The 12,320-nt window shown below is 65.1% G+C and carries 16 protein-coding genes; 8 read left to right on the top strand and 8 right to left on the bottom strand.

Annotated elements, in window-relative coordinates:
* Positions 1-13 precede the first annotated feature (13 nt).
* On the top strand, positions 14-400 hold the full coding sequence (locus tag HAP54_RS26080) for a lysozyme inhibitor LprI family protein (RefSeq protein WP_224741784.1): 387 nt from the start codon (positions 14-16) through the stop codon (positions 398-400).
* Positions 401-428: 28 nt separating this feature from the next.
* Entirely contained in the window at positions 429-662 is a 234-nt protein-coding gene (locus tag HAP54_RS26085) for a hypothetical protein (RefSeq protein WP_166305020.1), read from the top strand.
* 22 nt (positions 663-684) lie between these two features.
* Here HAP54_RS26085 and HAP54_RS26090 read toward each other — a convergent pair whose 3' ends face one another.
* The gene (locus HAP54_RS26090) at positions 685-1,305 is read right to left on the bottom strand and encodes a hypothetical protein (protein WP_166305023.1); all 621 of its coding nucleotides are present in this window, start codon (positions 1,303-1,305) and stop codon (positions 685-687) included.
* A 102-nt stretch (positions 1,306-1,407) separates the two neighbouring features.
* Positions 1,408-2,472 (bottom strand): IS630 family transposase, encoded by a 1,065-nt coding sequence (locus HAP54_RS26095; RefSeq protein WP_166204319.1) that lies wholly within the window; start codon positions 2,470-2,472, stop codon positions 1,408-1,410.
* A 55-nt stretch (positions 2,473-2,527) separates the two neighbouring features.
* On the opposite strand from HAP54_RS26095, the gene HAP54_RS26100 reads away from it, so the two are divergent.
* Together HAP54_RS26100 and HAP54_RS26105 are read left to right on the top strand one after the other, a co-directional pair.
* A complete protein-coding gene (locus tag HAP54_RS26100) occupies positions 2,528-3,241 on the top strand; it encodes a TetR/AcrR family transcriptional regulator (RefSeq protein WP_166305026.1) in 714 nt (237 codons plus the stop codon).
* 168 nt (positions 3,242-3,409) lie between these two features.
* Complete coding sequence (locus tag HAP54_RS26105) at positions 3,410-5,122, top strand: sulfatase-like hydrolase/transferase (protein WP_166305028.1); 1,713 nt, start codon at positions 3,410-3,412, stop codon at positions 5,120-5,122.
* Here the strand turns inward: HAP54_RS26105 and HAP54_RS26110 are convergent.
* The 3 genes from HAP54_RS26110 to HAP54_RS26120 all read right to left on the bottom strand — a co-directional run bounded on the left by HAP54_RS26110 (position 5,119) and on the right by HAP54_RS26120 (position 7,844).
* Positions 5,119-6,690, bottom strand: a complete 1,572-nt coding sequence (locus HAP54_RS26110; RefSeq protein ID WP_166305031.1) for a glycine betaine ABC transporter substrate-binding protein — start codon at positions 6,688-6,690, stop codon at positions 5,119-5,121. The two genes, HAP54_RS26105 and HAP54_RS26110, sit on opposite strands and share 4 nt — an antisense overlap.
* Positions 6,687-7,475 carry an ATP-binding cassette domain-containing protein gene (locus HAP54_RS26115; RefSeq protein WP_166305034.1) on the bottom strand — a complete coding sequence of 263 codons (789 nt, stop codon included), beginning with the start codon at positions 7,473-7,475 and terminating at the stop codon, positions 6,687-6,689. The genes HAP54_RS26110 and HAP54_RS26115 overlap by 4 nt, the downstream gene beginning before the upstream one ends.
* A 153-nt stretch (positions 7,476-7,628) precedes the next feature.
* On the bottom strand, positions 7,629-7,844 hold the full coding sequence (locus tag HAP54_RS26120; RefSeq protein WP_166215098.1) for a hypothetical protein: 216 nt from the start codon (positions 7,842-7,844) through the stop codon (positions 7,629-7,631).
* A 228-nt stretch (positions 7,845-8,072) separates the two neighbouring features.
* On the opposite strand from HAP54_RS26120, the gene HAP54_RS26125 reads away from it, so the two are divergent.
* The 4 genes from HAP54_RS26125 (at position 8,073) to HAP54_RS26140 (ending at position 10,471) form a co-directional block, all read left to right on the top strand.
* The gene (locus HAP54_RS26125; RefSeq protein WP_029078817.1) at positions 8,073-8,909 is read left to right on the top strand and encodes a hypothetical protein; all 837 of its coding nucleotides are present in this window, start codon (positions 8,073-8,075) and stop codon (positions 8,907-8,909) included.
* Positions 8,910-9,037: 128 nt separating this feature from the next.
* On the top strand, positions 9,038-9,748 hold the full coding sequence (locus HAP54_RS26130) for a hypothetical protein (protein WP_224741783.1): 711 nt from the start codon (positions 9,038-9,040) through the stop codon (positions 9,746-9,748).
* A gap of 36 nt (positions 9,749-9,784) precedes the next feature.
* On the top strand, positions 9,785-10,063 hold the full coding sequence (locus HAP54_RS26135; protein ID WP_166305037.1) for a DUF3551 domain-containing protein: 279 nt from the start codon (positions 9,785-9,787) through the stop codon (positions 10,061-10,063).
* Positions 10,064-10,183: 120 nt separating this feature from the next.
* Positions 10,184-10,471 carry a DUF3551 domain-containing protein gene (locus HAP54_RS26140; protein WP_166305040.1) on the top strand — a complete coding sequence of 96 codons (288 nt, stop codon included), beginning with the start codon at positions 10,184-10,186 and terminating at the stop codon, positions 10,469-10,471.
* 13 nt (positions 10,472-10,484) lie between these two features.
* Here HAP54_RS26140 and HAP54_RS26145 read toward each other — a convergent pair whose 3' ends face one another.
* From HAP54_RS26145 to HAP54_RS26155, 3 genes are read right to left on the bottom strand one after another with little or no spacing between them, the layout of a single operon-like run.
* Complete coding sequence (locus HAP54_RS26145; protein WP_166305043.1) at positions 10,485-11,684, bottom strand: FAD-dependent monooxygenase; 1,200 nt, start codon at positions 11,682-11,684, stop codon at positions 10,485-10,487.
* 14 nt (positions 11,685-11,698) lie between these two features.
* On the bottom strand, positions 11,699-12,094 hold the full coding sequence (locus HAP54_RS26150) for a hypothetical protein (RefSeq protein ID WP_166305046.1): 396 nt from the start codon (positions 12,092-12,094) through the stop codon (positions 11,699-11,701).
* A 23-nt stretch (positions 12,095-12,117) separates the two neighbouring features.
* Entirely contained in the window at positions 12,118-12,312 is a 195-nt protein-coding gene (locus tag HAP54_RS26155) for a hypothetical protein (RefSeq protein ID WP_166305049.1), read from the bottom strand.
* Positions 12,313-12,320: the final 8 nt, after the last annotated feature.

A 12,320-nucleotide genomic window follows, 5' to 3' on the forward strand; every position in this document is an offset into this window, starting at 1 on the left:
AAGGGACGGCGGCATGAAAACGGTGTTTAAGCTAAGGCCCCTGCTCACGGCCGTGTTCGTCACCGCCCTCGCAGCGGCGGCTCATGCCGGCGACGAGGGTGATCCCGAGCCGTCCTGCGACGGCAACACCTACCAGATGGTCGAATGCCTGAAGGCCAAGACCGCGCAGTGGGACAAACGGATGAACGTCGCCTATCAGCAGGCGCTGAAGGATGCCGCCGGCGACAAGCAGCGCGAACAGCTCCGCACCGCGCAACGGCTGTGGATCCAGTACCGTGACGCCAATTGCCTGTATTACGACCTCGGCGAGGGCACCATCGCCCGCCTCGATGCCGGCGAATGCATGCGCAGCATGACCGAGACCCGGGCCAAGGAACTGGAGAATCTTGGCCATCAGTGAGCCATGTTCCGGTGTCACGACCGCGATCATGACCGACGGAAAAAGCCAGGACGAACTGACCCAGCTCGCGGAGGACGCGCTGCGCGCCCAGCCCGGCTGCGAGACCGCGCGCGTGCCGGCGGTCGCCGCGCTGCCCGATGCGCAGATCGGGCGCAATTGGGAGATTCCGAACGTCGTGCTCGGCGACAGCTTGATCAGCGACGTCGATCGCGCGGTGCTGTCGGTGCATCGCCGGCTTGGCCGCCAGTTTCACCTTGTGTGAGGGGACCTGATCCGGTCGTGCCTCAGTTCGCCGGCGCCCGGCGTGGCGCGGGCCGCGCGGCCATGCTGATCATCCTGAGCGCGAACACGACGGCAAGCGGCACCAGGAACAGCGCGTAAAGCGGCATTTCCGGAATCCGCTTGCCGAACGAGACCATGAACTGCAGCAGCAGATAATAGCCGCCGACCAGGTGCAGCGTGCGCCAGGCGCGCGGGCCCAGCATCGCAGCCGTGCGATCGAAAGAGGTCGCGGTCAGCGCGATGATGACGACATAGCCGATGCCGCCGAAGACGTACGACACCACCGAGGTCGCGGCCGCGAAGCCTGCCGGATCGAGCACCGCGAACGCGGCGATCGCGACCGCATGGATGGCGTGTGAGGCCGCGAAGGTGACGCCGAGGTAACGGCGATTGCGGCGCTGCCAGTGCGTCCAGGCGTTCGGCCAGAGCCGCGCCAGCGCGGCGGCCGAGAAGGCGAGGCAGAACAACAGCAGCGAGGTCCGCGCCGTGAAGCGGATCACCATCCGCACGCCCTCGACCTCGAACTGCCGCATCGCGGCGATCCAGATCGAAAGCCCGATCAGGGTCAGCGTGAGCAGGCCGAACAGCCGCCAGCCTTCGAACCAGTTTCGACCCGTCGCCATATCCCGCCTCCCGCTAATCACCAGTTACATATCGCGGGTGCGGCAGGTCAATCTGTGTAATCGGTGCTTACATTCACAAGCGGGTGATGCTAGTACCCAGAATCAGAGCTGAGTGATACGGCGGCCTTTGAAACGGCGTTGACGGACCTTTTTCTTGGTCCAGACGAAGGGCTCGGCTCTGTCGTTGTATGCGTTGACGTAGGCATCGATGTGCTCCTGAAGCTGCGTGAGGCTTGTGAAGGAGGTGCCGCTGAGCGACTGCCCCTGCAAGATCGAAAACCATACCTCGACCTGATTGAGCCAAGACGCACTTGTCGGCGTGAAATGAAATTGCACGTTGGGGTGGGCCTTGAGCCAATGCTCGTTCTTCTTGTGGGTGTTGAGGTTGTCGAGGATGACGTGAAGCTTCCGGTTCGGAAAAGCCGCGGTGACGCTGTTCATGAAGTCGAGAAACTCGACGCGGCGTCGGCGTTTTGAATGCGCCGCGATGATCTTTCCGGTGGCGACTTCGAGCGCCGCAAACAATGTTGTGGTGCCATGCCGCTTGTAATCGTGGCTCTGGCCGGTCAAGGCGCGGCCATTGGGCAACTTCAGATAACCCTGCGCTCGCTCCAAAGCCTGGATCGAGGGCTTCTCGTCCACGCACAGCACAATGGCCTTCGCGGGCGGGGCGACATAGAGGCCGACAACATCGGCGGCTTTGGCCGTAAAGTTCGGGTCGTTGCTCTCACACCAGGACTTACGAGCCGCGAGGTCAATCTTGTGGCTGCGCAGGAACCGCCAGACATATTGGACGTCAACATCGCCCAGCGCCCCGGCCAGCAGGGGCCCGGTCCAGCGTGCGAACCCGTCCGGCGGCGGCTTGTCCAGCAGCTTCAGAATCCGCTTGTCGGTGGCCTTCGTATAGATTGGCTGCTTGCCCGGTCGCGGCTTGTCTTGCAGCCCTTCAAGGCCTTGGTCGGCATAGCGATGCCGCCAAAGGCTGACAATCCGCGGCTGGACCCCAACTTCCTTGGCGATCGACCGAGTGCTGCGTCCATCCGCCGCCAACAGAACTATCCGCGCCCGCTTCAAATCGCGCTGCAACGTCACCGGGGAGCGGCAACACGCCTCAAGCACCTTGCGATCTTTCCTCGAAAGGTGGACTTCTCTTGCTTCGGGTATCATCCCGACCTTGAATCACGACTCACGCTTTAAGAACAGTAGGTACTAGAGGTGCGCCATGCGCCGTCCCGCCAAGAGATCCCCCAGCAGCCAGCCTGCCGGACGCCGGTCGTCCAAGCCGCGTCCAGCGCGGGCACCGGCGGCCAAGCCCTACCACCACGGCGACCTCCGCCGGGTCCTGATCGATGCCGCCATGCAACTGGTCGGCGAGGGCGGGCCGGAGGCGGTCAGCGTGCGCGAGGCCGCCCGCCGGGCCGGGGTCTCGCCGGGGGCACCGTTCCGGCATTTCCCGAGCCGAGACGCCCTGATGAAGGCCGTGGCGGAGGAGGCGCAGCGCCGCTTCCGCGCCGAGATCGGGGCCGCGCTGGCCGAGACGCCGCCGGACGATCCGCTCGGCCGCTTCCGCTGCCTCGGGATCGCCTATCTGCGCTGGGCGATGAAGAACCCGACCCATTTCGAGATCATCTCGAGCCGCCGCTTCTTCGACCACGACCGCTCGGCCGGCGTCTCCAGAGACAATGCCGAGCTGATCGGCTTGACCGAGCGCACGCTGGCCGAGGCATTTGCGGCCGGTCAGCTCGCCGCGCGCGATCTGAAGCAGGTCCAGATCGCCGGCCGCGCGCTGGTCTATGGCTTTGCGCGGATGCGCATCGACGGTCACTTGCCGCGCTGGGGCGTCGGCGAAACAGAGGTCGAACAGATGGCCGCTGACATCGTCGATCTCTTCATTGCCGGCATCGCGGGGAGCGCGGCGCCTGCGGCCAAGGTCTAAGGCGCGCGCTGCCTGCTGCGGCACTCCGGGGCGGGCAAATTCATTGCGCGTTCATGACGATTCAATTACGATTTTGTGACACGGCGCAGACACCGGCTGTGCGGTGTGCCTCCTGGCCATTGCCAGCCAAGGCCGTGCCATTGCGCCGGGTTGTATTGCGTCCCGCCCATGGCGCCCGCGCCTCAGCAAAACTCTTCGGTTGCCGCGCTCGCCGGCGGTCTCGCCGCGCTCGGCATCTGGCGGTTGATGGCGGTCGCCGCGCCGCATCTCGGCGCGCTGATCCTGATGCTGCGGACCGAGACCGATTTCGGCTCGCGGTTCTGCTTCCTGCTCACCTGGGGAATTCTCAACTTCCTGTTCATCGCGCTGCTGCGCCGGCCGGCGCTGTCGGGCGCGCTGTCGCTGACGCTGGTCGTGGTGCTGGTGCTGCTGTCGCGGTTCAAGCACGACGTGGTGCAGATGACCGCGAACTTCGTCGACCTGATGGTGATCGATCGCGACACCGCGGCGTTCCTGCTCATGATTTTTCCGAACCTGCGCTGGTCGATCATCGGCGCCGGCCTCGTCACGCTGCCTTTGATGTACGCGTTGTGGTGGCTCGATCCGTTCCGCATCCGCCGCCTGCCGGCCGCGGCCGCCTGCCTGGCCTGCACCGCGGCGCTCTCCGGCTATGCCTTCGCCTGGCCCGATGAAGCCTGGCGCGGCTATTACGACGACGGCTATCTGTCGAAATTCGCGCGCTCCGGCGTGACCGCGGTGTCCGACTTCGTCGCCTACGGCTTCATGGAGTCGGATCCAACCGCGAGCGAGCAGCTCAAGGTGCCGCTGGTCGACGCCTGCCATCCCGCCGGGCGACGGCCGAACATCATCATGATCCATGATGAATCGAGCTTCGACATCCGTGCCGCCTCCGGCATCAAGGTGCCGCCGGGCTATGGCAGCCAGTTCAAGTCCTATGACGGCGTCGAGCGCAAATTCCTCGCCGAGAGCAATGGCGGGCCGAGCTGGTTCACCGAGTACAACGTGCTGGCGGGATTGTCGTCGCGCTCGTTCGGCCGGTTCTCCTATTTCGTCACCCGCATCGCATCCGGCCGGGTCGCGCGCGGCCTGCCGCTGGCGCTGCGCCGCTGCGGCTACGAGACGCTCTCGCTGTATCCGGCGTTCGGCGCCTTCATGAGCGCGCGCAACTTCCAGACCACGACCGGCATCCAGCAGTTCTACGACGCGCATGATCTGCATGCCAAGGACGTCGAGCCCGACAGCTTCTTCTACGACAAGGCGCTGAAGCTGATGGCGGAGCAGAAGACATCGACCACGCCGCTGTTCACCTTCGTCTATCTCGCCGCCAACCATTTCCCGTGGGAGACCAAGTTCCGGCCGGACCTGCTGCCGGCCTGGAAGCGGCCGGGCAACACGCCTTCGGTCGACGAATATCTGCGCCGGCAGGCGATGAGCGCCGGCGACTATGCCGGCTTCGTCGCGGCGCTGAAGAAGAAGTTTCCGGCGCAGCCGTTCCTGATCGTGCGCTATGGCGATCATCAGCCGGAGTTCTCGCCGCAGCTGCTCGATCCCAAGCTCGACGAGGCCGGCATCGGCAAGAAGCTGATGGATTACGATCCGCGCTACTACGCGACATATTATGCGATCGATGCCGTCAACTTCGAACCGGTGAAGAGCCCGGCGGTGATGGACACGATCGATGCCGCCTATCTGCCGCTGGTGATCCAGGAGGCCGCGGGCATTCCGCTCGATTCGTCGTTCGAGGAGCAGAAGGCCATCATGCTTCGCTGCAACGGCGCGTTCTATTCCTGCAAGGACGGCGCGGAAGCGCGCCGCTTCAATCGCATGTTGATCGACGCCGGGATCATCAAGGGACTTTAGCGATCCTGCGATTTTCCCCCGACCTTCTCCCACAGCCAGCGCGCCACGATGTCGGGCGACGATGATGCATCATTGCCCGACGCGCGCAGGTTGGCCTCGCGCATCTCGGCGATGCCGATCTTGCCGAGCAGCGGCCGCAGCGCGGCCTTGAATGCCTCGTCGTCGCGCCGCTTTGGCGACAGCAGCACGATCGCGTCATAGGGCGGAATGGCGTGCCTGTCGTCCGAGAGCGTGACCAGGTCGTATTTCGCGATCAGCCCGTCGCTGGTGTAGCCGGCGATGACGTCGACCTCGCCGGAGGCAACGGCGGCGTACATGAAATCCGGCTGCATCTGGCGCTGGCCGCGGAACGTCAGGCCGTAGGCCTTCTGGATGCCGGCCCATTCCGGCCGCGAGAAGAACTCATAGTCGCCGGCGATCGACATCGTCGGGGCGCGCGACGCCAGGTCGGCGATCGAACGGATGCCCAATGCGTCGGCGCGTTTGCGCGGCATCACCAGCGCATAGGCATTCTCGAAGCCGAGCTCGCCGAACAGCGTGATGTCCTGCTTCGCCAGCGTCGTCTTGAGCTCGCCCAGCAGCTCGGCGCGCGGCTTGATATCGGTATGGTGGAACTGGTTGGCCCACAGCGTGCCGGAATAGTCGATGTAGACATCGATATCGCCGGATGCGAGCGCGTCGAAGATCACGTTGGAGCCGAGGCCGGCGCGGGTCGTGGCCGAAAGGCCGGCGGCTTGCAGCCGCTGCGCGATCAATGCCGACAGCACATATTGCTCGGTGAAGGTCTTGGCGCCGACGACGTAGCGCGCATGTGGACGCGCGATCGCCGGGACCAGCGTTGCCGCGATCAGGGCGGCGATGCCGAGCCCGCCGAGCGCGGTCCGGATCCGGCTCCGGTTGCGCAGGCCGTTCTCGATCAGCGCCAGCAACTGGTCGACCACCAGCGCGAGCACGGCCGCGGCGAAGCAGCCGAACAGCACGAATACCCAGTTCTGGGTCTGCAGGCCTGCGAAGATGTAATTGCCGAGGCTGGTCTGGCCGATTGGCGTCGACAGCGTCGCGGTGCCGATCACCCACACCGCCGCGGTGCGGATGCCCGCCATCATCACCGGCAGCGCCAGAGGCAGCTCGACCATGGTGAGCGATTGCCGCGGCGTCATGCCGACGCCCTGGGCGGCCTCCAACACGGCGGGGTCGACGCCCGACAGTCCTGTGATGGTGTTGCGCAACACCGGCAGCATCGAATAGAGCGCGAGCGCCAGCACCGCGGGCAGAAAGCCGAAGGCGGAAAAGCTGAAGCCGAGCCACGCCGCCGTCAGCGCGGCGAGCGCCAGCAGCAGCGGATAGAACAGCGCAAGCAGCGCAAGACCGGGCACGGTCTGCACGATGCTGGCAAGCCCGAGCAGGGCGGTGCGCAGCACCGGCCGGTTGCGGGCGATGATCGCGAGCGGCAGGCTGATCAGAAGTCCGAGCGCCAGCGCGGCGACGCTGACCCGCACATGATTGCCGAGATAATCGGGCAGGTGGACAAGCGCCTCGCTCCAGCGCGGATCGGCTGACAGGCTCATGCCGCGCCGTCCCGCGGCAGCAATGCGCCCAACCGCTCGGCCTGTCGCCGCGGCGTGCGCAAGAGTTCGCCGACATAGCCATCGGTGCTGGCCGTGAGCTCAGCCGGCGTGCCCAGCGCAAGCAGCCTGCCGCCGTGCATCACCGCGACACGATCGGCAAGCAGCAACGCCTCGGTCATGTCGTGGGTGATCATGACCGTGGTCAGGCCGAGCTCACGGTGCAGGGTTCGATAGTCGTCGCCGAGCGCGTCGCGGGTCAGCGGATCGAGCGCGCCGAACGGCTCGTCCATCAGCACGATGCGCGGCTTCGCAGCCAGCGCGCGCGCGACGCCGATGCGTTGCCGCTGGCCGCCGGACAGCTCGTGCGGCAGACGGTCGCGATATTGTGAGCCGTCCAGCCGCACGAGGTCGAGCAGCTCGTCGACCCGCGCCGAGATCTCCGCCGGCGGCCAGCCGAGAAGCTTTGGTGTGACGCCGATATTGTCCGCGACGGTGAGATGCGGAAACAGCCCGCCGCTCTGGAAGACATAGCCGATGCGGCGTCGCAGCAGGATCGGGTCGATGCGGCTGACGTCCTCACCCTCGACGGCGATGTTGCCGCGGTCGGCTTCGATCAGCCGGTTGGCGAGCCGGAGCAGCGTCGTCTTGCCGGAGCCCGAGCCGCCGACAACAGCCAGGAATTCGCCCTCGGCCACGTCAAGCGAGACGTCGTCGACCGCCACCACGCGACCATCGTCAAAACTCTTGCCGACATGCGCGTAGGCAATCAGCGGCGTTGCGGGCATTCCAGTGCAACCTCATGTCTCACCATCGTGAACGACAGTGATAGCCCATAAAACGGACTTTGACTTGAGGCGCAGCTGCGCCGCGTGGTCCCGCAGGCTGTTCCAGTCGGGCAACTGAAGTGGATCAGCCCCTTCGGGGGCTGTGAGCATACATCACACTTCGTTCTTGGGTACGTACTTGCCCATGATGCACTTGTAACTCTGCAGGTGCCATTCGTGATACGGCCCCTTGGCGAGCCAGTCGGCGATGCCGATTTGCGCATTCACTGCGCAGGCCCCCATGGTGATGCCGGATTGGTCACTGGTGGTAACGACCTTTTCCATACAGAGCTGAGAATTGCAGAGGATGGCGACGAGCGTAACGAGCATGATAGCCTTTATCGGTGGGGTTAACCCGGTCTGTACCGACTCATGCAGGGTTCATGCCACTATCAGCAGCCTTGACGCCGCGACCGGCAAGACCGGGAAAGTACGGCTGGAGCGAACACCGCGTCCGCCAGCGCGTAGCCGCACGCGCGCAGATACGCTATAGTTGCCGCCCAACTACGACGTGAGATCGGGGCCAGCGAGGGACGTTGCGCGGTCGGGGCTGCATCGATGATGACGTTACCTGAGTTGGCGGCAGGTGCTTTGGAGAAGTTTCTCGCAACGCATGTGAGCCGCACCTTTGGAGCTTCGCAGGCGCGCTTTGGCGAATTGCTGCCGGCCGCCGCCCGCATCGCGCTGGAATGCATCGGCAACAGCGATGCGCTCTATCACAATGTCGAACATACGATGCTGGTCACGCTGGCCGGGCACGACATCATCCGCGGTCGCGCGCTGCACACCCACGTCACCGCCGAAGACTACACCCACACGATCATCGCCTGCCTGACCCACGACATCGGCTATGTACGCGGCCTGCTGAAGGGAGATGGGCCGGACGGCTACGTCATCGATGCCTCCGGCAAGAAGGTGGTGCTGCCGCGCGGCTCGTCGGACGCCGGCCTGATGCCGTATCATGTCGACCGCTCCAAGCTGTACGTACTTGATAGACTCGAGGCCGTGCTTCCGCTCGATCGTGAGCGCGTCGCGCGCAACATCGAGGGGACGCGGTTTCCGGCGCCCGAAGGCCAGCAGTATGACGATGAGGCGGCAATCGTCCGGGCGGCCGATTTCATCGGGCAGCTCGGCGATCCCAACTACATCAGGAAGGCCAACGCGCTTTATCACGAGTTCGAGGAAGTCGGCATCAACCGTCAGCTCGGCTATGAATCGCCGGCCGATATCGTCGACCGCTATCCGCAATTTTACTGGAATATGGTTGCGCCGCACATCCAGGGCGCCATCAACTGCCTGAACATGACGGCAAGCGGCCGCCAGTGGATCGCGAACCTCTACAGCAACGTGTTCCGCGCCGAGCGCGAGGTCACGCTGTCCGGCCCGCAGATCTGACGCCAGGCGCACGCGGGCCGCGGCCTTTCAGCACGGATCGCGCTTCCGTTCCCCGACCGTTCGCGGAGTCTCCACATTTAGGCCTGCTTCATCGTTGCACAGTCCGTGGAAATCAGCGACTTTGCGCCATGGACTTCTCCAACGACCGCGTTTTCGACCGTTTCAGCATGATCTCCCGTTTCGCTCAACTGATTGCGATCGCCATTGTCTGCTGGCCTGCGCTCGCTGTTGCCGCCGGGCCGGTCTACGATGTCGACCTGTATGCGCTGATGTCGGGCACCTGCCGCAATGTCACCGTCGCGGGCCGCAGCTACAGTTGCAAGGCGGTGGCCTATTTCCACACCCTGCGCGGCCGTTCCGAATTCACCGTGGTGCTCGACGATCCCGCCGACAAGAGCCACATCATCTCGTTCTCCGGCGAGAGCACCGAGCGCACCCAGGACAATCTGTTCGAGCTTGCGGTCGACCGCATGCTGCTGAAGTCGAGTGACCGCCCGCGCGTCGACGGCCTGCCGGTGCCGCTGGTCGAGATGTCGACGGGTTCCTGCCGCCAGGTCGGAAGCTTCATCACGCGGCAGGTGTCCACCATCACCTGCGCCGCCACCGACCAGAACGGCAAGAAGTACGAACTGAGCTTCGAGTCGGATGGCTCGCCGATGACGCTGCGCCGGTTGCGGCAATCAACGCTGCCGTCGGAACGGCAACGGGCGCGCCAGATCGCGCAGCTCGAATGCCGTCTCAAGGCGCGCGCCGCGCAAGTGCTGCCGCGGGACACGACGGCCTTCATGATCCGCTGTCTCGGCGAAGACGACAGCAAGCCGGCGGACGGCCAGCGATAATGCCCGGCGCTCCTGATCAGGCGTGAGGAGAACGCGATGCGCATGAAATTCACCATCGCCGCCTCCCTTGTCACCGCGGTCCTTGGCGTGTGCATCGCCGGGCCAGCCGCCGCACAAAGGTACGATCCGAACTATCCGGTGTGCATGGAAGTCTATGAGGGCAGGATGACGCCCGAGTACATCGATTGCAGCTTCACATCGCTTCCGCAGTGCCAGGCAACGGCCTCCGGGCGATCGGCGACATGCTCGCTCAATCCCTTCTACAAGGGTCCAAAAACAGCGCCGAAGAAGGGGCAGCGCCAACGCACGGAGTAGCGCGCCCGGGCATCGGCGCATTGTTTTGCCCGCGATGGCCCGCATGGCGGACGGCTCGCTGGCGCTGTTGACATACTCCGGCAGTTGCGTGGAAACCTTCCGGACGACAAGGAGAGACCGATGCGCCTGAAACTGTTCGCGATCGCCGCATGTGCGGTCGCCGCTTTTGGTGGTGTGCTTGCCGGACCTGCCGCCGGACAGGCCTACGATCCGAACTATCCGGTGTGCATGCATGTCTATGGCGGCCGGTTCGGCGGAAACTACATCGATTGCAGCTTCACCTCGATCCCGCAGTGCCAGGCGAGCGCATCGGGCCGTGGTGCAATGTGCTCGGTGAATCCTTTTTTCGCCCCGCAACCGCCCCCCAAGCGTCGGGCGCATCGCGGACGGCATCATCGCGCTTACTGACGCGGGAACGCCGTCAGACCGGCACGTTCAGCGCATCGTAGGTGAACAGCCAGTCATAGCGCTCGCGCACCCGGTCCGGCTGCCATTCGCGCGAGACGTAGGCGTCGGCGCCTTCGGCGTCGGCGAGCGCCGGATTATGGAAGCGCTTGGCATTCTCGGCCGACTTCACCACGATCGTATTGGTCCGCGCGAGCCGCGCGGCCTGGTAGCGCTGCAGCCCCTCCTCGGGAGGGAAGCGTTCGAGGCAGCGCGCCAGCACCATGCCGTCCTCGATCGCCATGTTGGCGCCCTGGGCCAGGAACGGCAGCGTCGGATGCGCCGCGTCGCCGAGCACGCAGGCGCGCCCCGCGACGAAGCGATCGAGCGGATCGCGGCCGAGCAGCGCCCATTTGTAGGGTACATCGAGGTTGTCGATGATGCTGTGGATTTCGCCATTCCATCCGGCAAAGGCGCCGCTGCAAGCCTCGCGCGTGCCGCGTTCGGTCCAGGATTCGACCGACCAGCTCTCGCCCTCGAAGATGCCGACGAAGTTCAACAGCTCGCCACCGCGCACCGGATAGGTGATGACGTGGCCGCCCGGGCCGACCCAGTTGGTGCCGACGTCGCGCCTGAGGCTTTCCGGCAGCCGTGCCATCGGCACCAGGCCGCGCCAGGCGGCCACGCCCGAGAAGAACGGTTTGGTGTCACCGCCGATCTGCCGGCGAATTTCGGAGTGCACGCCGTCGGCGCCGACCACGACGTCGCCGCGGTGGCGCGCGCCATTGGCGAGACGCAGCCATATGCCGTCGCCGTCCTCGTCAAAGCCGGCGCAGCGGCTGTCGAGATGCAGCCTGCCAGGCGCGCGTGCGTTGAACGCGTCGACCAGCACGCGGTGAAAGTCACCGCGATGCACCATCCAGTAGGGTGCGCCATAGATCGCGCGCGAGGAGGCGCCGAGATCGAACAGCTTCCAGGTCCGCCCGGTGCTGAACAGCCTGATCTCCTTGCCGGAGGGCTCGCAGGCGATCGCCTGCATCTCCCGTTCGAGGCCGAGCGCAATCAGAACGCTGGTGCCGTTGGCGCTGAGCTGGACGCCGGCGCCGAGCTCGCGCAGCTCGGACGCTTGCTCGAAGATATCGACCTCGATGCCTCGCTGCAGCAGCGCCAATCCCGCGACGAGGCCGCCGATCCCGGCGCCGGCAATCAGGACCTTTGGTGTGCGTTGTTCGCTCACGCGCTATGCCGCCATTATCTGTGCGTGATCAGGAAGTCGTCGGTGAATTCGCCGCGCGACAGCTTGACCGGAATCTCGCCCTCGCTGCCGATCTCGACGATTTCCGAGCCGGACTTGTTATCCTCAGGCGTCAGCAGCTCGATGCGCTCGGCGATGCGCTGCGCCTGCCAATCCGTCAGCTTCCAGGCAAAGCCGCCGCCGAGATCGCGCATGCCGAATTCGTCGTCGGCCGGCGCCAGCACCAGCGCGTTGCGCGAGACGGCGCCGGGAATCCGCTCCGCCACGGCAATGGTTTGCGGGCTCTCGGCAAAGCGCCGCAACAGTTTTGCCAGCGCGGCGAGATCGGCGGCTTCGCCGAGGAACAGGAACAGCGGATGGAAATCGCTCGGCATGTATTCAAAGCGCAGCATGATCGATTATCCGTTGGCCGGAGCTACTCGCTGAGCACGTTGAGGACATCCTGGGCGTGGCACAGCTCCACCATGCCGACGTCGCCGGGCCGGGCAGGGGATTCCAGATAGCGCACCTGCAGCCATTGGCCATCGTCCATGTTCTCCACCACCTCGGCGACGACGCCGGCCTCTAACTTCAGCCGCGTCCCCACCTTGATCGCCGTCACGTCAATCATCGCTTTCC

Source organism: Bradyrhizobium sp. 2S1 (assembly GCF_011516625.5).
Classification (GTDB): Bacteria; Pseudomonadota; Alphaproteobacteria; order Rhizobiales; family Xanthobacteraceae; genus Bradyrhizobium; species Bradyrhizobium septentrionale.

Coding starts and splice junctions, on each gene's coding strand:
- HAP54_RS26080 (WP_224741784.1), top strand. CDS start 14: ATGAAAACGGTGTTTAAGCTAAGGCCCCTGCTCACGGCCGTGTTCGTC.
- HAP54_RS26085 (WP_166305020.1), top strand. CDS start 429: ATGACCGACGGAAAAAGCCAGGACGAACTGACCCAGCTCGCGGAGGAC.
- HAP54_RS26090 (WP_166305023.1), bottom strand. CDS start 1,305: ATGGCGACGGGTCGAAACTGGTTCGAAGGCTGGCGGCTGTTCGGCCTG.
- HAP54_RS26095 (WP_166204319.1), bottom strand. CDS start 2,472: ATGATACCCGAAGCAAGAGAAGTCCACCTTTCGAGGAAAGATCGCAAG.
- HAP54_RS26100 (WP_166305026.1), top strand. CDS start 2,528: ATGCGCCGTCCCGCCAAGAGATCCCCCAGCAGCCAGCCTGCCGGACGC.
- HAP54_RS26105 (WP_166305028.1), top strand. CDS start 3,410: ATGGCGCCCGCGCCTCAGCAAAACTCTTCGGTTGCCGCGCTCGCCGGC.
- HAP54_RS26110 (WP_166305031.1), bottom strand. CDS start 6,690: ATGAGCCTGTCAGCCGATCCGCGCTGGAGCGAGGCGCTTGTCCACCTG.
- HAP54_RS26115 (WP_166305034.1), bottom strand. CDS start 7,475: ATGCCCGCAACGCCGCTGATTGCCTACGCGCATGTCGGCAAGAGTTTT.
- HAP54_RS26120 (WP_166215098.1), bottom strand. CDS start 7,844: ATGCTCGTTACGCTCGTCGCCATCCTCTGCAATTCTCAGCTCTGTATG.
- HAP54_RS26125 (WP_029078817.1), top strand. CDS start 8,073: ATGATGACGTTACCTGAGTTGGCGGCAGGTGCTTTGGAGAAGTTTCTC.
- HAP54_RS26130 (WP_224741783.1), top strand. CDS start 9,038: ATGGACTTCTCCAACGACCGCGTTTTCGACCGTTTCAGCATGATCTCC.
- HAP54_RS26135 (WP_166305037.1), top strand. CDS start 9,785: ATGCGCATGAAATTCACCATCGCCGCCTCCCTTGTCACCGCGGTCCTT.
- HAP54_RS26140 (WP_166305040.1), top strand. CDS start 10,184: ATGCGCCTGAAACTGTTCGCGATCGCCGCATGTGCGGTCGCCGCTTTT.
- HAP54_RS26150 (WP_166305046.1), bottom strand. CDS start 12,094: ATGCTGCGCTTTGAATACATGCCGAGCGATTTCCATCCGCTGTTCCTG.
- HAP54_RS26155 (WP_166305049.1), bottom strand. CDS start 12,312: ATGATTGACGTGACGGCGATCAAGGTGGGGACGCGGCTGAAGTTAGAG.